Source organism: Christiangramia oceanisediminis (genome assembly GCF_022570735.2).
Taxonomy (GTDB): domain Bacteria; phylum Bacteroidota; class Bacteroidia; order Flavobacteriales; family Flavobacteriaceae; genus Christiangramia; species Christiangramia oceanisediminis.
The window spans coordinates 1,590,040-1,611,290 of sequence record NZ_JANCNS010000001.1; the positions used below are offsets into that span (position 1 = coordinate 1,590,040).

17 protein-coding genes are annotated in these 21,251 nt (G+C 42.0%); 4 read left to right on the top strand and 13 right to left on the bottom strand.

Annotation, left to right across the window (positions count from 1 at the left end):
- Positions 1-25: 25 nt before the first annotated feature.
- Positions 26-958 (bottom strand): GYDIA family GHMP kinase, encoded by a 933-nt coding sequence (locus tag MKO06_RS07075; RefSeq protein ID WP_241550147.1) that lies wholly within the window; start codon positions 956-958, stop codon positions 26-28.
- Positions 959-2,272 (bottom strand): hydroxymethylglutaryl-CoA reductase, degradative, encoded by a 1,314-nt coding sequence (locus MKO06_RS07080; protein ID WP_241550149.1) that lies wholly within the window; start codon positions 2,270-2,272, stop codon positions 959-961.
- Between the two features lie 187 nt (positions 2,273-2,459).
- Between MKO06_RS07080 and MKO06_RS07085 the strand changes: the two genes are divergently transcribed.
- The 3 genes from MKO06_RS07085 (at position 2,460) to MKO06_RS07095 (ending at position 6,897) form a co-directional block, all read left to right on the top strand.
- On the top strand, positions 2,460-4,673 hold the full coding sequence (locus MKO06_RS07085; RefSeq protein WP_241550150.1) for a S9 family peptidase: 2,214 nt from the start codon (positions 2,460-2,462) through the stop codon (positions 4,671-4,673).
- A 16-nt stretch (positions 4,674-4,689) separates the two neighbouring features.
- Positions 4,690-6,267, top strand: coding sequence for a peptide MFS transporter (locus MKO06_RS07090; protein WP_241550151.1), 1,578 nt, complete (start codon positions 4,690-4,692; stop codon positions 6,265-6,267).
- A 78-nt stretch (positions 6,268-6,345) separates the two neighbouring features.
- Positions 6,346-6,897 carry a thioredoxin family protein gene (locus MKO06_RS07095; protein WP_241550154.1) on the top strand — a complete coding sequence of 184 codons (552 nt, stop codon included), beginning with the start codon at positions 6,346-6,348 and terminating at the stop codon, positions 6,895-6,897.
- 6 nt (positions 6,898-6,903) lie between these two features.
- On the opposite strand, the gene MKO06_RS07100 is transcribed toward MKO06_RS07095, so the two are convergent.
- From MKO06_RS07100 to surE, 5 genes are read right to left on the bottom strand one after another with little or no spacing between them, the layout of a single operon-like run.
- A complete protein-coding gene (locus MKO06_RS07100; protein ID WP_241550156.1) occupies positions 6,904-8,940 on the bottom strand; it encodes a ComEC/Rec2 family competence protein in 2,037 nt (678 codons plus the stop codon).
- Between the two features lie 34 nt (positions 8,941-8,974).
- Positions 8,975-9,514, bottom strand: coding sequence for a C40 family peptidase (locus tag MKO06_RS07105; protein ID WP_241550158.1), 540 nt, complete (start codon positions 9,512-9,514; stop codon positions 8,975-8,977).
- Between the two features lie 13 nt (positions 9,515-9,527).
- On the bottom strand, positions 9,528-10,643 hold the full coding sequence (gene lpxB, locus MKO06_RS07110; RefSeq protein WP_241550160.1) for a lipid-A-disaccharide synthase: 1,116 nt from the start codon (positions 10,641-10,643) through the stop codon (positions 9,528-9,530).
- Between the two features lies 1 nt (position 10,644).
- Positions 10,645-10,926: a hypothetical protein gene (locus tag MKO06_RS07115; protein WP_241550162.1), complete on the bottom strand. Its 282-nt coding sequence runs from the start codon at positions 10,924-10,926 to the stop codon at positions 10,645-10,647.
- Entirely contained in the window at positions 10,919-11,701 is a 783-nt protein-coding gene (surE, locus tag MKO06_RS07120; protein ID WP_241550163.1) for a 5'/3'-nucleotidase SurE, read from the bottom strand. Before surE ends, MKO06_RS07115 begins: the two co-directional genes overlap by 8 nt.
- Before the next feature lie 145 nt (positions 11,702-11,846).
- Here surE and MKO06_RS07125 point away from each other — a divergent pair, with 145 nt between their 5' ends.
- Positions 11,847-13,988: a carboxy terminal-processing peptidase gene (locus MKO06_RS07125; RefSeq protein WP_241550165.1), complete on the top strand. Its 2,142-nt coding sequence runs from the start codon at positions 11,847-11,849 to the stop codon at positions 13,986-13,988.
- Between the two features lie 138 nt (positions 13,989-14,126).
- Here MKO06_RS07125 and rodA read toward each other — a convergent pair whose 3' ends face one another.
- The 6 genes from rodA to purH are packed head-to-tail and all read right to left on the bottom strand — an operon-like array spanning position 14,127 to position 21,175.
- Positions 14,127-15,374 carry a rod shape-determining protein RodA gene (gene rodA / locus MKO06_RS07130; RefSeq protein WP_241550167.1) on the bottom strand — a complete coding sequence of 416 codons (1,248 nt, stop codon included), beginning with the start codon at positions 15,372-15,374 and terminating at the stop codon, positions 14,127-14,129.
- Entirely contained in the window at positions 15,375-17,243 is a 1,869-nt protein-coding gene (mrdA, locus tag MKO06_RS07135; RefSeq protein WP_241550171.1) for a penicillin-binding protein 2, read from the bottom strand. It lies immediately after the preceding gene.
- Positions 17,240-17,746, bottom strand: a complete 507-nt coding sequence (locus MKO06_RS07140; protein ID WP_241550172.1) for a rod shape-determining protein MreD — start codon at positions 17,744-17,746, stop codon at positions 17,240-17,242. The genes mrdA and MKO06_RS07140 overlap by 4 nt, the downstream gene beginning before the upstream one ends.
- Positions 17,736-18,560 (bottom strand): rod shape-determining protein MreC, encoded by an 825-nt coding sequence (gene mreC, locus MKO06_RS07145; protein WP_241550173.1) that lies wholly within the window; start codon positions 18,558-18,560, stop codon positions 17,736-17,738. The genes MKO06_RS07140 and mreC overlap by 11 nt, the downstream gene beginning before the upstream one ends.
- Positions 18,561-18,574: 14 nt before the next feature.
- The gene (locus MKO06_RS07150) at positions 18,575-19,603 is read right to left on the bottom strand and encodes a rod shape-determining protein (RefSeq protein ID WP_083643564.1); all 1,029 of its coding nucleotides are present in this window, start codon (positions 19,601-19,603) and stop codon (positions 18,575-18,577) included.
- Positions 19,604-19,642: 39 nt separating this feature from the next.
- The gene (gene purH, locus MKO06_RS07155) at positions 19,643-21,175 is read right to left on the bottom strand and encodes a bifunctional phosphoribosylaminoimidazolecarboxamide formyltransferase/IMP cyclohydrolase (RefSeq protein WP_241550176.1); all 1,533 of its coding nucleotides are present in this window, start codon (positions 21,173-21,175) and stop codon (positions 19,643-19,645) included.
- Positions 21,176-21,251 lie beyond the last annotated feature (76 nt).

Below are 21,251 nucleotides of genomic sequence, written 5' to 3' on the forward strand. Positions count from 1 at the left end.
AAAACCCGCCAGATGGCGGGTTTTTTTATAGGATTAAATCTGAATAGTCGAAGATGGTGTCGTAGCCTTTATTGCGGAAGTACTCCTGGTTTTCACTGCTGCCCGTGGCCAGGATGAAATCTCCGCCCCAGCCGCCAAGGCTTTTTATGCAGCCCGGATAATCAGGGAATAGCTGTTGCTTTACTTTTGGAAGCTCTATTGCTTTGGAGATCAAAGTTTCATGGGCCTGTACCAGCATTTCAAATTCCTGGAGGCTATCACAGCTAATGATGCTTTCAGTAAGCCCTGAGATCTTTTCTATAAGCTTCTGAAGATGTTCTGGATTCTGGTTGCGATAATGCGCAATGGCTTCCCGGCTGTTCTGTTTTCGGTTAAGATATACGAAGAAAAGCCTGTCCTTAAAATCAGGATTGAAGTCGGCTGCAAATGATACAGGGCCATTTTTAGTGATCTGAAAAGTCACAGGATTATTACTCTGTGCTGCAGCTATATCATAACCGCTTCCGCCAAAACTTTCTTTCAGCAGGCTGTAGGGATCAATTTCAAGCCAGTTGCTGATGTTGTTGATCAGGGTTGAAGAAGATCCCAATCCCCATTTCCGGTCGAATTCAAGTCTGGTACTTAGGCTGTATGAATTTTCAAATTTCCCTGGATTAGCTCTAAATGCCGACTGGAGTATCTTCTGTAACTGGTCTGCGATCGTCTTTGCTTCCGGGTCTTTCTGATCTTCCTCGCTCAGGACAGGGTTAAAATGCCCGTTTTCGGTTCGGAATTTAGCATTGAACCAGATCTTATTTTCTGGATCGAAACTTTTCCACTCTATTTGGTCTTTCTCATCAATTTCGGAAACCTGCAGGCTCTGTCCCATTCGTGTTGGAAGAGCCAGGGCCTTGGCTCCGTCGAGGACGGCATATTCACCGGTAAGTAAAATTTTTCCGTTGCTGTTGAAATGTTGCATTTAGGCTCTCAGTTTTTCCAGTTGTTCGATCACGCTGCTGTGCGTAATGGTGTGATGGGTAAAGAATTCGATCATTTCGGTCTTTTCCTGTTCAGTGGCCTGGTGCTGGTTCAAAATATTCATCAGGTGCATTTTCATATGGCCCTGCTGAATTCCGGTAGTGATAAGAGATCTCAGGGCGGCGAAATTCTGAGCCAGTCCTGCAGCTGCGGTAATTTCCATCAATTCGCTGGCTGAAGGCCTTTGAAGGATATCCAGAGCCAGTTTCACCATCGGGTGGAGACTGGTAAGTCCGCCTACCGTACCCAGTGCCAGTGGAATTTCCATCCAGAATTTAAAGATGCCGTTCTCGATGCTTGCGTGGGTTAAGCTGGTGTATTGACCATCCTTAGAAGCAAAGGCATGAACTCCCGCTTCAACGGCTCTAAAATCATTCCCCGTAGCCAGAACCACCGCATCAATGCCATTCATTACTCCTTTATTATGGGTCACTGCCCTGTAAGGTTCGATCTCGGCTATTTTTACCGCTCTTACGAACTTTTCGGCGAATTCTTCACCGCTCATTTGGGAGTTTTCTGATAAGTCTTCAACAGGGCAGCTTACTTCAGCGCGAACCAGGCATTCCGGAACATAGTTGGAAAGTATGCTCATTACCACCTGTATGTCCTGGCCGGAGGTTAAAATTTCAGAAGATTTGGCTTCAGCCTGAAGAACTTCCGCGAATTTTTCAAGACAGGAATTGATGAAATTAGCTCCCATGGAATCCCGGGTGTCGAAATGCGCAAATAACTGGTAGTAGTTCTCCAGTTCAGCAGTTTTGTCTACAAGACTAATGTCAAGAATACCACCACCACGCTTTTCCATATTGGCGGTAATTGGCCTGACAGCATCGTAAAACTTCGGTTTTATGTTCTTGATGAATTGCTGAAGTTCTGGCTTTTTACCCTGGAACATAAAATGAACCTGGCCAATCTTTTTGTTGTTGATGACACGGGTTTTGAATCCGCCTCGCTCACTCCAGAATTTAGCAGCCTTGCTGGCCGCTGCTACAACCGAAGATTCTTCGATCACCATTGGCAGGGTGTAGTAGCGTTCGTTGATCAAAAAGTTGGGAGCCAGTCCCAGCGGCAGGTAAAAATTACTTACCGTGTTCTCAATGAACTCATCGTGGAGCTGTTGAAGTTTTTCATCATCGTTCCAGTATTTCTTCAAGGTATCTATAGCCTCAGCCCGATCATCCAGGTAATTTTTAACCAGCCATTCAATTTTCTGGATCTTGGTGAGTTTCGAGAATCCGCTTACTGCTTTTGTCATTCTTTAAAAATTTCAAAGCCCAAAGATACAATTCCTATTTTTTAAGATCGAAGGAAATCCGCTATTCACCCCCCGCCGACGCCCTGCATTGTTTTTAACAATTCCTTAGTATTTAACAAACTGGAATATCATTTTTTGGTTAAATTTTAGTAAACTTGGCCTTCGTTAAAATATTCTTATAATTTATATGAAATTCCCTACATTTTTAGTTGCCTTTTTGATCGCAACTTCATCTGTGCTTCAGGCACAAAAAAAGCAAGTAAGTCTCGAGGAAATATGGAGTGGAGCATTCAGAGAGGAAAGGCTTCAATCCCTACAATCTCTTAATAATGGAGAGGAATATGTGGTTTTGAACAGGGACAGGAATTCGGGGTCTGTAAGTATAGATGTTTATTCCTATAAAAGCGGTGAAAAAACCAGGACGCTGGTGAACTCGACAGATATTCCTGAAATCGATTCGTTCCAGGCTTTCAAATTCAGTAAAAATGAAAATAAGGTCCTACTTTCAACAGAAGTGGAGCCGATCTACAGGAGATCTTCGAGAGAGATTTTTTATGTTTATGATATTGCATCTAAAAAGCTAACAAAAGTTAGTGATCAAAAGATCCAGGAGGCATCTTTTTCTCCAGATGCATCCAAGATCGCTTATGTACGGGATAATAATATCTATATTTTCGACCTAAATAGTGGCGAAACCAAACAGGTTACCAGCGATGGAGAGATCAATAGTGTGATCAATGGTATTACCGACTGGGTTTATGAGGAAGAGTTTTCGTTCGTGAAAGCTTTTGCCTGGAATCCAACAGGTGAGAAGATCGCTTATTTGAAATTCGACGAATCTGAAGTTCCTGAATTCTCCATGGATCTGTTCGGAAAAGATCTTTACCCTTCTCAACATGTTTTTAAATATCCAAAAGCCGGCGAATCTAATTCAAAGGTGAGTCTTCACATGTATGATGTGGCCTCTTCAGCTTCCCAGGAAGTAGATCTTGAGAATGCGGTAGATCTTGCCTCGAATTCGGCCGATAAGGACGATGTTTTCAGTGCTTATTATATTCCAAGGATTGAATGGACGGCAGATCCAATGCAATTAAGTGTACAGGTGTTGAATCGCCACCAGAACGATTTGAACCTCATTTTCGTAAATGCTAAAGATAACTCGTCTAAAGTTGTTTTGAACGATACCGATAAGGCTTATGTTGATATTACTGATAACCTTACTTTTCTGGAGGATAACAGTTTTATCTGGACAAGCGAAAAGGATGGCTGGAATCATATCTACCACTATGACGAAAGCGGAAAGCTACTGGAGCAGGTAACCGAAGGCGATTGGGAAGTGACTAATTACTACGGCTATGACCCAAAGTCAAAAAGGATATTTTACCAGAGTACTGAAAATGGTAGTGTGAACAGGGATGTTTATTCTATCCGTTTAAATGGACGATCCAAAACAAGGCTTACCGAAAAGGAAGGAATGAATTCTGCCGATTTCAGTGCGGACTTCAGCTATTTCATCAACTCATTTACGAGCGTGAACACTCCTCATGTCTATACCCTTCACAGGGCGAAGGATGGAAAACAGGTGCGAGAGATCACTAACAATGCCGAACTTTTGAAAAAGGTTGAAGGCTATGATTTCGCTCCAAAGGAACTTTCTACCATCAATGTTAATGGGAACGATCTGAACATGTGGATGATCAAACCTTCAGATTTTGATGAAAATAAAAAGTATCCATTATTAATGTTCCAGTATTCGGGACCGGGATCTCAGTCGGTTTCCAATTCTTATTTCAACACCAACGATTACTGGTATCAGCTTCTGGCTAATAAGGGCTACATCATTGCCTGTGTGGACGGTCGCGGAACCGGTTTTAAAGGAGCCGATTTCAAAAAAGTGACTTACCAGGAACTCGGAAAATATGAGGTAGAAGATCAGATTTCGGCTGCCAAAAAACTGGGTGAAAGAAATTATATAGACTCAGATAGAATTGGGATCTGGGGCTGGAGTTACGGAGGATTTATGTCTTCCAATGCCATTTTAAAAGGAAACGAAACCTTTTCTATGGCCATCGCGGTTGCACCGGTTACAAGCTGGAGATTCTACGACACGGTTTACACCGAAAGATATATGAGAACTCCGCAGGAGAATCCTACAGGTTATGATGAGAACTCTCCTTTGAACCACGTTGAAAAACTTAAAGGTGATTACCTGTTAATCCACGGTGGTGGAGACGATAACGTGCATCTTCAGAATACCATGAGAATGGTGGAAGAACTGGTGCAGGCTAATAAGCAATTCGACTGGGCGATCTACCCAGACAGAAATCATGGAATTTACGGGGGCAACACCAGGTTGCATCTATATAATATGATGACAGATTTTATACTCGAAAAACTATAATTTAAAACAGACAAAAATGGAATTTAAATTCGGAGGTTCTGAATATAATCAAAGAACGGTGCTAGGGCATCCTTCAGGACTTTTTGTGCTTTTCTTTACCGAAATGTGGGAGCGTTTCTCTTATTACGGAATGAGGGCCTTACTCGTACTATTCCTAACCGCCTCATTAATGGACGAAGGTGGATGGGGCTGGCCCAGGGAAGACGCCTTGATTTTATACGGATGGTACACAGGTTTGGTTTATATCACTCCAATTTTTGGTGGTCTTATAGCAGATAAGCTGTTAGGTTATAGAAACGCAGTTGTTTGGGGAGCTTTATTAATGACCCTAGGCCATGCTTCCATGGCTCTGGAGGTCTTTACAAATGTTTTCTTTTATTTAGGCCTTCTCCTGCTGATTTTAGGTAACGGGCTTTTTAAACCGAATATTTCTTCTATTGTTGGACAATTATATAAGACAAACGGAAAGGAAAAGGATGCAGGATATACCATTTTCTATATGGGGATCAATGCCGGTGCGTTCCTGGGAATCCTTCTTTGTGGATATATTGGAGAAAAGGTAGGCTGGCATTATGGCTTTGGTCTGGCTGGTATCTTTATGTTTCTGGGGATGCTACAGTTTTATTTTGCTCAAAAACTTTTCGGAAAAATTGGTTTAACCCCTAAAGAAGCTGCTGCATATAAGCATGGGGTTGCAACCGGAGAAGAAGGAGAGGATGAAACAGAAGGTAAGGTTCCAGCAAATGTTCAAAAGGATAGATTGATTGTAATTGGATTCTTTGCATTTTTCACCATTTTCTTTTGGTGGGCCTTCGAACAGGCTGGTGGATCGATGACTATATTTGCGGCAGATTATACAGACAGGGTTCTAGTAGGTGATCAGGCTTTAACTTTTAAGATCATTAATTCTGTCATAACCCTGGTTCCGATGGTTGTGATCACCTGGGTTCTGTTCATGCTATTCAGAAATATCTTTAGTGCTTATGCCAAATCAAATATTTTCCTGGGGCTTAGTTTTGTGATCATTTGGGGTATTGTGATTTGGATGCTTTATCGTGAATTCCTTGCTGATGCTACAGAGGTTCCGGCTTCGTGGTTCTCGGTATTGAACTCTTTATTTATTATACTTTTTGCACCGGTATTCTCAAAGATCTGGGAAAGCAGATTCAATCCATCTGGTCCGGTTAAGTTCGCAATAGGTCTGGCTCTTTTGGGTATAGGTTTTGGTGCGCTTGCATACGGAGCATATGGAATTCCGCAGGGTGCGCAAACAGCGTCTGTGAGCATGATATGGTTGGTTTTTGCTTACCTGTTCCACACCCTAGGAGAACTTTGCGTGAGTCCTGTGGGGCTGTCTTATATTAGTAAACTTTCACCGAAAAGGCTGGTAGGTCTTATGTTCGGTGTTTGGTTTATGGCGAATTTCATCGCAAATCTGCTTGCAGGTCTTACGGGAAGTTATATAGACTATATCACTGAAAATTATAATATGACCACTTTCTTCATGATATTCACTCTGGTGCCTATAGGAGCCGCTGTAATCATGATGCTTTTGAGCAGGATGCTGGTAAAGAAAATGCATGGTATCAGTTAAGTTTCAGTTACCTCAAAAAAGAAATGCTCCAGTTTTTGGAGCATTTTTTGTTACTTTGAAAAGCTAAATGATGAATTTATGAAAAGGACTATCCTGTTGTTTATCTTTTTAATGGTTGGTGTAGCCCAAATTGGGTTTGCGCAGGAAATCAACTGGATGAGCATGAATGAGGCGCTGGAATTGCAGAAGAAACAACCAAAGAAGATCTTTGTTGATGCTTATACTGTTTGGTGCGGGCCCTGTAAAATGCTTGATAAATATACCTTTACCAACAAAGATGTTGTCCGGTATATCAATGAGAATTACTATGCTGTTAAGTTCAATGCAGAAGGTGACGAAGTGATTCAGTACAGGGATAAGACCTTTAAGAATCCAAATTTTGATCCTGAAAAAACAAAAGGTCGTAACAGTGTTCATCAATTTGCTCTTGCCATGGGAGTAAGTGCCTATCCAACTATGGTATTCTTCGATGAAAAAGGAGATTTCATATCTCCGGTAAAAGGCTATTTAAAGCCTGAGCAGCTGGAGATCTTTCTGAAGGTATTTGCCAGTGACGATTATAAGGAAATGACCACCCAGGAAGCCTGGCAGGAATACCAGGAAAATTTTAAAGGAAGTTTTTCAAGCTAATGCTTTTCATCTTAATCGAAAGGCTCCCTTTTCTGCTGTAATGTGTAGTGGGATATGATGGTCATCAGCGGTTTCCTTCCACCTCCTGATCAGGTATCTTGAATTGCTGCCATCTGCTATCAACTTTACGGGTTTGAAATGATTCAGCAGTCTCTCCAGGTTGACCTTCGGATTGTTTTTTAAAAGAATGATGTCGGGTTGTATCTTGGTTTTCTCATAAGCAGTTACCGAATCAATCACGAGAATAAGATTATTATGCACTTTTAGAATGGGCTCTACAGGCCTGAAGCTTAGATTCCTGATTTTTTCCACACGTACATAATCATCGATAAATGAAGGAATCGAAGTCGTATCGCTCAGGATTGTCAGATTTTCCTGCGATTTCAAGCCTATATAGGTTTCATTACTCCTGTGAAAGATCGTAAGTTCCTGGGATGAGTTGGTCCATTTACCATATAAAACTGAAGCCTGGAAAAGCAAGATTCCGGTAAATAGTAAAATCAATTTTCTGAAATCTGGTTTAATCAGAACCATGACAAGGATCATGATTATCAGGTATAGAACTAGGGTTTGACTCAAACTGATTTCGATATTTTCAATTAAAAAGGTTTCCTGTCGGGCAATTTGTCGGACCAGTAAATTCATTTTATTCAGAACAAATTCCAGTGAAGCTATAATGAAACCTGGTAGAAGATCTATGCTGGCAAGAAAGATAGCCAGAAAGCCCAGACCCATTATTAATCCTAGTACTGGCAGGATCAAAAGGTTCGATAATAGGAATAAACCCGGAAACTGGTGAAAATAATATAGACTTAATGGTAATACCCCAATTTGCGCTGCGATACTTACCGTGATGATCTTCCAGAAATAATCGGGAATTCGTGACTTGAAACTGATCATCTGGTACAACCTGGGTTGAATAAGGATGATTCCCAGAACGGCTAGGTAACTTAACTGGAATCCTACCTGGAAGAGCAGGTATGGGTCGTAAACTAACAGGAAAAACAGGGAAAGAAAAAGGCTGTTTATAGTGCTGGTTTTTCTTTTGAGCTGCATGCCTACGGCGAGGAATGAGAACATACAAACCGCTCTTACTACCGAGGGGCTTAATCCTGTTAATATTGCGAATGCCCAGAGCAGGGAAACGATTGCTATCATTTTTAGAATGCTGCCGTATGCTAGCTTTCCTAAAGGTTTTAAAAGAAAATTGAGGAATAGCAGTAAGATACCAATATGAAGTCCGGAAATCGCCAGGATGTGTATGGCTCCGGCAGCTGCATAATCCTGGTATAAATCATTAGTGATATCCCGTCTCTGGCCCAGTATCAAAGCCTGCAGTACAGCCATGGCCTCCGGATTCATTCCCTGCTTTTTGATGTCATTTATCAATTTCTCTCTTAAATTCCAGGCCATCGCCCTGGTGCTACCGCTATTTTCCTGTATAACGCTAAGCTCTGAAAAATCCAGGTTAAGTTGTTTGTGAACTTTGAGGCTACGCATATAGCGGGAGTAATCGAACTGGTATGGATTCAAAGGAGACCGAATTGAATCAGGTTTCCAGTGAACAATTATTCTTGATCCAGGCTTTATTTGAGCTGTGACAAGACTATCACCCTTAATATTTAACAGGACCCTTCCGTGGATTTCTTCTTTCGAATCAGCCGTGAAAATTCGGTTTATATCGGCAAGGTAGCGGTGGGTGAAACTGGGTTTAAGCTCCTCGGTAATGCTGATTTCTGCCAGTCTATTCATTTCAGCCTTATCTGAATGGAGATAATGCCCGGGCTGGTTTTCGGGTTGTGCAAAATAGGCAATTGTAAAGCCTAGGCTTAATACCAAAAGAAAACCGAACAGGCCGGGCCAGAAATCAACGAAAAGCCGTTGCCTGGAACGAATAAGGCTAAGAAGGAAGAATAGTAAGATGCCTCCCGAAATGCCAATTATAATCCCTGGATCAATTTGAACCGGGATATAAAAGGCACAAAGTATACCCGCCATCAGGTAAATGCTAAGGCGCAGGAAGATGAATTGAAACTTCTTCAATGAATGTTAATTACATCAAGAAGGTATGAAAAAATTAAATTACTCGCCTGGCCATCACGAAATTAGATCGCCAATAGCCTTCCAGAAGGGAGGAAATGATAACGCCCCGGGAACTTGAAGAATGTATAAAGCGGATATTATCGCCTGAAACTTCGGTTACGAGTCCTACATGGTTGATGACTTTTCGGTTTTTGTTGGTTTCAAAGAATAACAGGTCGCCTGGTTCAACTTCCTCCAGGTACAGCCGTTTGCCTTCTAAAGACATCGCACGGGAAGTCCGTGGAAGACTGATGCCTTCCTCCAGAAAAGAGACATAAACTAGTCCGGAGCAGTCCATACCCTTACGATCGGTTCCTCCAAACTTATATCTGGTGCCTTCAAATTGAATGGCCGTATTCACGATCCTGTTCACTTTGGCAGGCGCTTCTTTATTGAGCTTAGCTTCTGAAGGTGCCGGGTTTCGATATTCCCGGGCATTTTCTTTTTTGGTAGTGACAACCCTTGATTTCGACGAGCCGCAGGAAGTTATGATAAAACTGAAAATAAGAAAGGTTAGAAATCTGGCTATTTTCATGGTCGTTTATTGATCAATCTTTAATAGAGTTATAGATGAGATTTGCTGTTTTCTGGCTGGCGCCCGCTCCGCCCAGTTTCTGCTCAAGTTCGTGATAATCTTTAAAGATCCTTTTGCGGTTAGTTTCGTCGAGTATCTTGTTGAGTTCTGCCTTGAGTTGTTTTTTGTTGAATTCTGTCTGAATTAGTTCTTTAACAACTTCCCTGTTCATGATCAGGTTCACCAGGGAAATATAATCCAGGTTGATCACCTGTTTGGCGATCTGGTAAGAAAGATAATTGCCTTTATAACAAACCACTTCCGGGACTTTGAACAAAGCGGTTTCCAGGGTCGCTGTACCCGAAGTGACCAGTGCTGCATAGGCAATACTCAGGATATCATAAGTGCGATTCATAATAAGCTTGATGTTCGAGCCTTTCATGAATGAATGATAAAATTCCTTATCCTGGCTGGGTGCACCGGCAATAACAAACTGGTAATCCTTGAAATCTGAAGTAATGCTGAGCATTACCTGAAGCATTTTTTCGATCTCCTGCTTCCGGCTACCGGGCAAAAGGGCGATCACCGGGCGGGAATCCAGCCCGTTCTCCCGTTTGAACTGTTCGATGTCTACCGGTTGCCTGTTTTCGATCGCATCCAAAAGCGGGTGACCCACAAAATGGACTTTAAAATCATGTTTTTTGGTGTAAAAATCCTCTTCAAAGGGAAGGATCACGTACATCTCATCCACATCCCGCTTGATCTTTTTTATGCGATTCTCCTTCCAGGCCCATATTTGAGGAGAGATATAGTAATGGGTTTTATAAGATTCATTCCGGGCCCACTCTGCAATTCGCATATTGAATCCCGGGTAGTCTATAAAAATGATCACATCGGGGTTAAAGGCATTGATGTCTTCCTTGCAAAATTTGATGTTTTTAAGGATGGTCCTGATGTTTAAAAGCACTTCCGCAAAACCCATAAAAGCCAGTTCCCGGTAATGCTTAACCAGGGTGCCACCCTGTTTTTCCATGAGTTCTCCACCCCAAAACCGAAATTCGGCATTTTCATCGACCTTTTTGAGAGCTTTCATGAGGTTGGAGGCATGAAGGTCTCCTGAAGCTTCACCGGCTATGAGGTAATACTTCATTTTAAAAGAATTTATAGATTGCAACGGCAACGGCAACGCTAACGGTTGCCAACAGGACACCCCGCGCGTGGTAATTCTGTTTCTTTTTCAGGAAAACAAAGAATGGCAGGAAATTGATGACCGCTCCTAGGGCAATGATCTTTCCCAGGTAATCGTTTTCCACCGCATCTTTCAAGGTGGCGTCGAGGTCGGCCCTGGATAACAGGGTGACGTAGAGGATCACTCCGCCTATATTAGCTGCGATTCCCGTAAGAAAACCTATAAAGACATTCTGTTTAATCATTGAGAGACCAGCTGCTTAAATCTTTTATAAATTGATGGGCGGTAAGGTCGAATTGTACGGGAACCACGGAAACATAACCTTCTTCCAGTGCCTTTTCGTCGGTATCCTCACCTTCATCCATATTTATGAATTTTCCGGTTAACCAATAATATTCACGTCCCTGCGGATTGGTTCTTTTATCAAATTCTTCTTCCCAGTGGGCATTAGCCTGCCTGCAAACCTTGATCCCTTTAATTTCAGATTCCTTGAGTTTTGGAAAATTCACATTTAAAACAACTCCTTTTGGGAGTCCATTTTTAAGGACATTACGGGTAATGGTCTTGACAAATTTCCGGGTGGGTTCAAAATCAGCATTCAGCGAATAGTCCAGTAACGAGAAACCAATAGCAGGAATTCCTTCGATACCTGCTTCAACCGCGGCGCTCATAGTTCCCGAATAGATCACGTTGATAGAAGAATTTGAGCCATGATTGATCCCGCTCACGCATAGATCGGGTTTTCGGTGGAGGATCTCCTGGGTTGCTATCTTAACACAGTCGGCAGGGGTACCGGAACAACTATATTCTTTATGTTTATAAGTTTCCTTGATGGTTACCTGTTCGCAAAAAAGGGTGTCACTAATGGTGATCGCATGTCCCATGCCGCTCTGGGGGCTGTCTGGCGCTACCACCACAACATCACCAATTTCTTTCATTACTTCAACAAGGGTTCTGATTCCAGGTGCGGTTATCCCATCATCATTGGTAACCAGGATAAGTGGTTTTTTCTTTTCCATTAAGAAATATTTGGTTCAGCTAAAATAAGAATTTAAATAAGGAAACCTTATATTAGTAGTTTAACAAATTGATGGCGATTTGTACTTTGTTGGCATAGTTTTTACTATAATTATGCTAACCACGAAGATGAAATTAAAACGAGTTATGAAAAGGAATTTTAAATTATTGGCGGTTATCCTATTAATGGCCGCCGCTGCCTGTAGTTTTACTACCAAAAACTTTGATGACCCCAATAAGGATAAGCTTTTGATAGATCTTATCACCTATGTGCTTAATCAGGGACATTATGATGCGAAGGATATCAATGACGAATTCTCTGCCAATGTATACGAGGATTACCTGGAAGGCCTGGATCCTTCAAAACGTTTTTTATATGCTGAAGACATTAAGGAATTCAATGCCTATAGGGATAAGATTGATGACGAGATAAAGAACAAGAATATCGAATTCTTCAACCTTACCCATGAGCGTTTGCTTAATAGGATGGAAGAGGCACGGATACTTTATAAGGACATTCTGTCTCAGCCTTTCGATTTTACCGAAGACGAAAGGATCAATACCGATTTTGATGAACTGGACTATGTTTCTTCAAAAGAGGAAATGAGGAAAAGGTGGAAAGAACAGTTGAAGTTCAACACTCTTATCACCTATTACGATATGAAGCAGGATGAAGAGACCAAGAAAGAAAAAGATGCTTCATATGAAATGAAATCTGATACACAATTGGAAAAAGAAGCCAGGGAAACCACGATGTCTAACCTGGACAGGTATTATGATTTCACCGATGATCTTGAAAGAGATGACTATTTTTCAATTTATATAAATGCCATTGTTGAGGAATTCGATCCTCATACCTTTTATTTTGCACCTCAGGATAAGGACAGATTCGATATACAGATGTCTGGTAAACTGGAAGGGATTGGTGCTCGGTTGATGAAAGAGAATGATGATATCACGATCACCGAGGTGATTTCTGGAGGCCCGGCCTGGAGGAGCGATCAGCTTGGCGAAGGTGATGTGATCTTAAAAGTTAAGCAGGCTGATGAGAAGGAGGCTGTTAGTATCGTAGGTATGAGACTGGATGATGCAGTAGACCTTATAAAAGGCCCTAAGAATACTGAGGTTACTTTAACCGTTCGCAAAAAGGTCATGGGTAATATCGAGGAAATCACCCTTACAAGAGATGTGATCGAGATCGAAGAGACCTATGCAAAAGCTTCAGTGGTTGAAAAAGAAGGTAGAAAATACGGGGTGATCAATCTTCCTAAATTCTATTTCGATATGACCGATTACGAAGAGCGCAACGCGGCTTCAGATATCAAACAGGATATAATAAGATTGAAAGAAGAAGGCATGGAAGGACTTGTTTTAGACCTTAGAAACAACGGAGGTGGATCTTTAAAGACCGTTGTTGACATCGCCGGGATGTTCATTGAAGAAGGGCCTATTGTTCAGGTTAAATCAAATGGGCAACGCAAGGAAGTGTTGAGAGATCAGGATCCCCAGGTTCTTTGGGACGGTCCATTAGTAATCCTGGTGAATGAACTTTCGGCTTCAGCTTCAGAAATCCTCGCAGCTGCTATGCAGGATTACAAAAGAGCCATCATTATTGGTAGCAAACAAACCTATGGAAAAGGAACGGTTCAGAATGTGATCGATCTTAACAGGTGGATCAAAGGTAACGATATGGGTGATATGGGTGCTCTAAAGATCACTACCCAGAAATTCTATCGTGTAGATGGAGGATCTACTCAGCTTGAAGGAGTAAAGAGTGACGTGGTGGTTCCAGATAGATACAGCTTTGTAGACATCGGTGAAAAAGACCAGGAAAATCCATTGCCATGGGATAAGATCGATGCAGCCAAATATGACACCTGGGAAGGTTATGTTGGTTTCGAAGAGGCTATAGAAGCCAGTAAAAAGCGTATGAGCCAGAATGAGCAGCTTAAACTTATCGAGGAAAATGCAAGATGGGTAAAAACCCAAAGTGATAATTCCAGCTACCCGCTTAATTATGCTCAGTATGCCAGTGAAGCTAAAATGGAAAAGGAAAAGCTTAAAGAGTTTGACGCCATAAAAGATTATCAAACAGATCTTACTTATAGCTCCCTGCCTTATGAGAAGGAGTTGTTTGTGAATGACACGATTCTTAAGGAGAAAAGGGAAAGATGGCATCAAAGCCTAAGCAAGGATGTTTATATGGAAGAAGCGATTAATGTTCTTTCAGATATGAAACTTAACAATATCAAACTTGCCGGAGTAGATAAGAAAAAAGTAAAGAACTAACTCTGCAGTATAATTTACAAGCCCGGAAATTGTTTTCCGGGTTTTTTTATGTCCTATATTATGAAAAGAAAGTACGTCTATCCGGTTTTGATACTTATCGTAGCGGCCGCATTACTACTCGCCGATAAATGTGCCTGATCAATAGGAAAGTCGGTCTGAGTCCAGTTTAATGAAAATAAATAGCAGGATGGTAAATCCCCATAATCCGGAGCCTCCATAACTAAAAAACGGCAGTGGAATACCCACGGTAGGGAAAATTCCAATTACCATCCCAATGTTCACCAGGAAGTGAATAAACAGGATTCCTATAACCGAGTAACCATAAACCCGGTGAAACTGGTTGCGTTGCCTTTCTGCCATATAGAGCAGTCGTATCATTAGCAATACGAATAGGATCACTACCATGGCGCTACCCATAAAGCCCCATTCTTCTCCAACCGTACTAAAAATATAATCGGTATGTTGTTCTGGTACAAAATGGCCTTTGGTCTGGGTGCCCTCGGTCCAGCCTTTTCCTAGCCAGCCTCCACTTCCAATGGCGATCTCACTTTGGTTGGTATTGTATCCTATACCTCGGGAATCTACTTCCTTTCCTAATACGATATTGAACCGGTCCCGGTGACGTTGTTCAAAGACGTTTTCGAAGATATAATTCACTGAAAAACTAAGAACGATCGAAACTATCGTGAAAATGCTGATTAAGATCCTGCCAGGACGTTTTTTTCTTTTTCTTAAGAAAATCATCAGGGCGATCACGAACACGCCTCCACTTACCCAATAGGGGCCTACCAGCAAGGTCATGATAAAAACGGCTACCGCCGAAATTCCTGTTACCAGGTAAAAACCGGAAAGCCCTTCCCTGTATAAAGGGAAGAAAAATGCTGCGTAAACCAGGGCACTTCCGGGATCGGGTTGTGGGACTATTAAAATGGCCGGAATCGCGATTATGATAAATGCCTTGACCTGGTGACTTAGTTTCCTGATATTGGTTTGAATATCGCTTAAGTATTTAGCAAGCGCCAGGGCTGTGGCGAATTTGGCAAATTCAGAAGGTTGAAGGCTGAATCCTCCAAAGGCATACCAGGAGGTAGCTCCCGAAATGGTTTTTCCAAAAACGAATAGCCCCGCCAGGGAGAGCAGGGAAATAATATAGATGACACTTGAAAAGCGCTGGTAGAATTTGGCTTCAATCGATAGGATAATAATGATTAGGAAAATGCTAAGCCCGATAAAAAGGGCCTGCTTTCCGTAAGGTTGATCGAGATCAAAATAGGAGCCTGTATTGGTTCCTAAACTTGCCGAATATATATTGGCCCAGCCAAAAAGGATCAGAACCAGATAAATGCAAATACTTATCCAGTCGAAGCCTGCACTGTTTCTGCTCATTTAATAGTTTATTTTGAATGGTTCACCACTTAGAGGTTTGGCATATTCTTCCTCCAGGCTGTGGCTCAGGATCCATTCTTCCATATCGGTTCTGGTTATGGTGCCTTTTAGATACTTTTCTATCATTAGGCTGGCAATTCTCCCGCCATAGCGACTTCCCCAGTAACCGTTTTCAACGAAAACGGCAATCGCGATCTGTGGATTATCTACCGGTGCAAAGGCAACAAATATAGAATGGTCAGTCAATTGTACTCTTTTTCCGTCGATCTTGGTGAAGTTTTCTGCCGTCCCGGTTTTTCCGGCGATCTCTATTCCAGGGATTCTTAAGGTGGTTGCGGTTCCGCTTTTGTATACTTCGTGCATGCCCTCAACTACGGGCTCAAAATGCCGTTCCTCTATACTTGTGTAGTTCTTTTTGGTGAACTTTTCATTTTTTATGGGGGTTCCTTCTATTTCCTTAAGAATATGCGGTGTGTAATACCAGCCTTTATTACCAATAATGGCAGCCATATTTGCCAGCTGGATAGGGGTCATTAGAACTTCTCCCTGCCCAATCGCATTAGAGATAGTGGCTGTTGAATACCATTTATAGGTTGGGTAGTTGTAGATCTGATTGTAATATTCCGCATCCGGGATCTTACCAGGTCGACCTGTTTCCAGGTCGTTCCCCATGAATTGGCCTAAACCAAAACTTTTAAGATGTGCATTCCAGGCGTCCATCCCTTCCTGCGGGGTTGGGTATTTTTCAATGATCCTTCGATAAACATTGGCGAAGTAAGCATTACAGGATTGGGCAATTCCGGGAATCATATCCAACGGACTCCGATGTGCATGACAGCCTAATCTACGACCTCTTCCGTAAGTATAACCATGATTACAGGAGAATTTGTCATCTGTATCCACCACGCCTTCCTGTAACCCGATAAGTGCATTCAGTGTTTTGAACGGGGAACCTGGAGGATATTCTGCAAGCAGACCCCTGTCGTATAGAGGGCGCGCAATGGTATCGTAGTATAATTCGGTAAAATTTGGAGAACGCTTTCGGCCCACAAGGTCTGCCGGGTCATAGGTAGGAGCGGTGATAAGGGCCAGGATCTCCCCGGTTCCCGGCTCCAGCGCGATGATTCCGCCGCGTTTGTTTTCCATTAATTTGGTTCCGTAAGCCTGTAGATCGGAATCTATGGTAATGGTGATGTCTTTCCCTTTTTCCGGAAGGGTGTCATAGATACCATCCTTATACGGCCCGATATCCCTGTTGAAGCGATCCTTCTGAATATATTTAACACCTTTTACCCCTCGCAGCAACTCTTCATAATAACTTTCTACTCCAGCACGACCAATTAAATCTCCTGAAATATAGTACGGGTTCTCGTTGATCTTTTTCTGGTTTACTTCAGCGATATAGCCCAGGACATTCGCGCTATGATCTACCTCGTAATCCCTTAATGAACGTTTCTGAATATAAAAACCCTGGTATTTCCTCATTTTCTCCTGAAGGATAGCATACTCACTTTTGGTAAGCTGCGGAATGACTACCGAAGGAAGCATGGGGGAGTAGATACGAGCCTTGTCCAGTTTCTTTTCCAGGTCTTCCTGGCTAATGTTCAGAATATTGCAGAATTCGGTCGTATCGAAAGGCTTCAGGTTTCTTGGAATAACCATGACATCGTAGGACGGCTGGTTGGAAACCATGAGTTTTCCATTGCGATCGTAGATATATCCACGCTGCGGGTAATCGTACACGACTTTAATGGCGTTGTCTCTTGAGCGGATCGCCAGCGAGGTGTCAATCACCTGCAAATAGAATAGCCTGCCTATAAAAAGCAATCCGGTAGTGAGAACGGTAATGTAAAGTAAGATCTTTCTCATCTATATTTTCTGCTGAATAAAGTAAGGCTTAGAAGAACCAATATTACTGTGAATATACTGGAAAATATTGTTTTTTTCAGTATAAGAAGTATATGGTTTAAGCTGAACATTTCCAAAGAAAATAAAACAAAATGATGAACAAGAACCATCAAAAAAACATAGCTCACTTTCGATCCAAATGGGGTATTGGCCAGCCGAATGTTCTGGTGATCGTAACTGATCCCGAATGAAAATCGAAGTAAATTTGGTCTGATAAAAGCTGCCACGAGACATGCTGCTGCATTGATCCCGCCGCTGTCCTCAAAAATGTCGATGCTTACTCCCAGTAAAAAGGATACAAAAAGGAACAAGCTCTGGTTTCCAGTAAACGGATATAGAAGAATGAAAAGCACATACAGATACGGGTTGATGTATCCTGCAAAATTGATATTGTTCAGGATAAGGACCTGAAGAAATATCAGGATAACGAACCTGGAAATATTTGAGATTAGTTTACTGTTCATTGATTTCCTGTAATTCCTGTATTGCCTCTTTGTTCACGTTTTCGATAACATATACATACCCGATATTGGTCATATCATTGAACAACTCAATATTGATCGTATAATAACTCTGGGTCTCATCCAGGCTAAAATCCAGGATCTTACCAACCGGTAGGCCCTTTGGAAATATCAGCGATCTTCCGCCGGTAATGATAGTGTCGCCTTTTTGAACCGGAGCCTGTCTTGGCACATCGATAAGCTGAACGATGTTAGGATCCTTACCATCCCAGATAAGACTTCCAAAATGATTCGTCTTTTTAAGCTGGGCATTGATCCTGGATCTACTGTTCAAAATGGAAATAACCCTGGCGTAATCGTTATTCACACGGTCTATTATCCCTACGATCCCCTGGCTGGTGATCACTCCAAATTCTGGATTAATTCCAGAACTGGCACCTCGATTTAAGGTGAGGTAATTATCGGTTTTTGCAAAATTGTTATTGATCACCTGTGCAGTTCGAAACAGGTAATCACCTTCAAATGAAGTGCTGTCCAGCTGTTTTTCGATCGAGATACTATCATTAAGATCTGAAATCATATTGCGAAGCTTGTTGTTCTCTTCCAATAGCCTCTCGTTATATTCGTCCAGATGCAGGTAAGTATTTACCCCGTTTGCCCAGCCGTAAACCCCACCGGTTACCACATTCGCCGAACTGATAAACCTGCTTTTGTGAAAAGCGTGGTTCTGGATGGTGAGAAAAACAGATACAGCAAAAAGGAGCAAGAACAGAATTGAATTCTTATTCCGGATAAGAAAATTAAATATTTGCTGCATAGACTAAACTTCTCCTACTTGATCAAAATTCCCTTGTACCGGTTTAAAGTTTTTAGGGTTATTCCGGTACCACGTACTACGGCACGTAATGGATCTTCGGCAATATAAACCGGCAGATCGGTCTTCTGAGATAAACGTTTGTCGAGTCCTCTAAGCATGGATCCACCTCCGGCAAGATAAATTCCGGTATTGTAAATATCGGCAGCCAGTTCTGGTGGAGTTTGTGAAAGTGTTTCCATAACCGCATCCTCAATTCTTAGAATTGATTTATCGAGGGCCTTGGCAATTTCACGGTAAGAGATATTAACCTGTTTAGGTTTTCCGGTTAGAAGATCCCTACCCTGAACGCTCATTTCCTCTGGCGGAACCTCAAGGTCTTCGGTAGCTGCTCCAATCTGGATCTTAATTTTCTCTGCAGTGCGCTCTCCAACGTATAAGTTATGCTGGGTTCGCATATAGTAAACAATATCGTTGGTGAACACATCACCAGCGATCTTGATGGATTTATCACAAACGATCCCTCCAAGTGCGATAACCGCAATTTCGGTGGTACCACCACCTATATCCACGATCATATTACCTTTAGGCTGCATGATATCAACCCCGATACCTATTGCGGCAGCCATAGGCTCATGGATAAGATAAACCTCTTTTCCATTCACTCTTTCGGCACTTTCCTTAACGGCACGCATTTCCACTTCAGTAATTCCTGAAGGAATACAAATAACCATTCTCAAGGCCGGAGTAAAAAGTTTCTTTTTTAGCGCCGGGATCTCCTTGATGAACATGGTGAGCATTTTTTCGCTCGCGTCAAAGTCGGCGATCACACCATCCTTCAATGGCCTGATGGTTTTGATATTCTCATGGGTTTTACCCTGCATCATTGCAGCTTCCTTACCTACAGCCGTGATCTTGCCCGAAGTTCTGTCTCGAGCTACGATCGAAGGGCTGTCTACAACTACTTTATCGTTATGGATTATAAGGGTGTTGGCTGTTCCTAAGTCTATCGCAATTTCTTCAATGAGAAAATCAAAAAATCCCATAGTGTATTTTAAGTATTGAGGTTTGGTAAATGTAGTAAATTAATGTTTAAAATGGCGTGTTCCCGTCATCACCATTGCGATATTGTTTTCGTTGCAATAATCAATGCTTAGCTGGTCTTTGATAGATCCACCAGGCTGAATTACAGCCGTGATTCCAACTTTACCCGCGATCTCCACGCAATCTGGAAACGGGAAAAATGCATCACTCGCCATCACAGCTCCATTCAGATCAAAATTAAAGGAATGGGCCTTTTCGATACTTTGTTTTAAAGCATCAACTCTTGAGGTTTGACCAGTTCCACTTGCGCAAAGCTGTTTGTTTTTTGCCAGGACGATGGTGTTCGATTTTGTGTGTTTACAGATCTTCGACGCAAATACCATGTCAGATAACTCATCATCTGATGGTTTATTGCTAGTCGCCTGTTCCAAATCTTCCTGTGAGTCGGTTTTAAGATCTTTATCCTGAACCAAAACCCCATTTAGGCAGGTTCTTACCTGGGTTTTTGGAAGTTTGGTTTCTTTTTGAACCAAAAGTATCCTGTTCTTCTTTCCTTTTAAGATTTCTTCAGCTTCTGAAGAAAATGATGGAGCGATCACCACTTCACAGAATAATTTGTGGATTTCTTCAGCAGTTTTTGCGTCAATTTCCACATTGCTGATCAAAATTCCGCCAAAAGCCGAAACCGGGTCTCCGGCCAGGGCATCAACATAGGCCTGGTGAATCGTGTCACGCTGGGCAAGACCGCACGCGTTATTGTGTTTTAAAATGGCAAAAGTTGGCGCTTCTCCTTTGAATTCGTTCATCAGGTTCACCGCGGCGTCTACGTCCAGCAGGTTGTTGTAAGAAAGCTCCTTGCCGTGAAGTTTATCGAACATCGCCTCAAAATCACCGTAGAAAGTTCCTTTCTGATGAGGATTTTCCCCGTATCTCAACTCTTTGCCTTTAATCTCACTTTGTTTGAATGCAGTAACCTCTTCTTCCTGGTTAAAATAATTGAAGATAGCCGAATCGTAATGAGATGAAATATTGAATGCCTTGGTTGCGAATCTTTTTCGGTCTGCAAGACTGGTTTTTCCTTGTTTTTCATTCAGAAGATCCAGGAATTCCTGGTAGTCGTCTACTGAAGATACACAGGTTACATCCTTGAAATTTTTCGCGGCTGCACGAATCAGCGAAATACCACCAATATCGATCTTTTCAATGATATCCTGTTCTGAAGCTCCTGAAGCCACGGTCTTTTCGAATGGATAAAGGTCCACGATAACAATGTCTATCTGCGGAATTTCATATTGTTCCAGTTCCTTTACGTCTCCTTCATGATCCTGGCGGTTAAGAATTCCACCGAAAACTTTAGGGTGAAGTGTTTTTACCCTTCCGCCTAAAATTGAAGGATAGGAAGTAACATCTTCAACCGGGATTACATCGATGCCAAGATCCTTGATGAACTTCTCGGTACCACCTGTAGAATAGATGCTTACACCCAGATCGTTCAACTTTTTAACGATGGGTTCAAGCCCGTCTTTACTGAAAACTGAAATTAAAGCAGATTTTGCTTGTTTTAATTCGCTCATTGTGTTGTGTTTGTTAAAGCTGCAAAAGTAACTATTTAAGCTAAAAAGATGAAGTTGATCTGGCTGAATTATCGCT

Excerpts from the sequence above, each read along its gene's own strand:
- MKO06_RS07075 (WP_241550147.1), bottom strand. The coding sequence starts at position 958 with ATGCAACATTTCAACAGCAACGGAAAAATTTTACTTACCGGTGAATAT.
- MKO06_RS07080 (WP_241550149.1), bottom strand. The coding sequence starts at position 2,272 with ATGACAAAAGCAGTAAGCGGATTCTCGAAACTCACCAAGATCCAGAAA.
- MKO06_RS07085 (WP_241550150.1), top strand. The coding sequence starts at position 2,460 with ATGAAATTCCCTACATTTTTAGTTGCCTTTTTGATCGCAACTTCATCT.
- MKO06_RS07090 (WP_241550151.1), top strand. The coding sequence starts at position 4,690 with ATGGAATTTAAATTCGGAGGTTCTGAATATAATCAAAGAACGGTGCTA.
- MKO06_RS07095 (WP_241550154.1), top strand. The coding sequence starts at position 6,346 with ATGAAAAGGACTATCCTGTTGTTTATCTTTTTAATGGTTGGTGTAGCC.
- MKO06_RS07105 (WP_241550158.1), bottom strand. The coding sequence starts at position 9,514 with ATGAAAATAGCCAGATTTCTAACCTTTCTTATTTTCAGTTTTATCATA.
- lpxB (WP_241550160.1), bottom strand. The coding sequence starts at position 10,643 with ATGAAGTATTACCTCATAGCCGGTGAAGCTTCAGGAGACCTTCATGCC.
- MKO06_RS07115 (WP_241550162.1), bottom strand. The coding sequence starts at position 10,926 with ATGATTAAACAGAATGTCTTTATAGGTTTTCTTACGGGAATCGCAGCT.
- surE (WP_241550163.1), bottom strand. The coding sequence starts at position 11,701 with ATGGAAAAGAAAAAACCACTTATCCTGGTTACCAATGATGATGGGATA.
- MKO06_RS07125 (WP_241550165.1), top strand. The coding sequence starts at position 11,847 with ATGAAAAGGAATTTTAAATTATTGGCGGTTATCCTATTAATGGCCGCC.
- rodA (WP_241550167.1), bottom strand. The coding sequence starts at position 15,374 with ATGAGCAGAAACAGTGCAGGCTTCGACTGGATAAGTATTTGCATTTAT.
- mrdA (WP_241550171.1), bottom strand. The coding sequence starts at position 17,243 with ATGAGAAAGATCTTACTTTACATTACCGTTCTCACTACCGGATTGCTT.
- MKO06_RS07140 (WP_241550172.1), bottom strand. The coding sequence starts at position 17,746 with ATGAACAGTAAACTAATCTCAAATATTTCCAGGTTCGTTATCCTGATA.
- mreC (WP_241550173.1), bottom strand. The coding sequence starts at position 18,560 with ATGCAGCAAATATTTAATTTTCTTATCCGGAATAAGAATTCAATTCTG.
- MKO06_RS07150 (WP_083643564.1), bottom strand. The coding sequence starts at position 19,603 with ATGGGATTTTTTGATTTTCTCATTGAAGAAATTGCGATAGACTTAGGA.
- purH (WP_241550176.1), bottom strand. The coding sequence starts at position 21,175 with ATGAGCGAATTAAAACAAGCAAAATCTGCTTTAATTTCAGTTTTCAGT.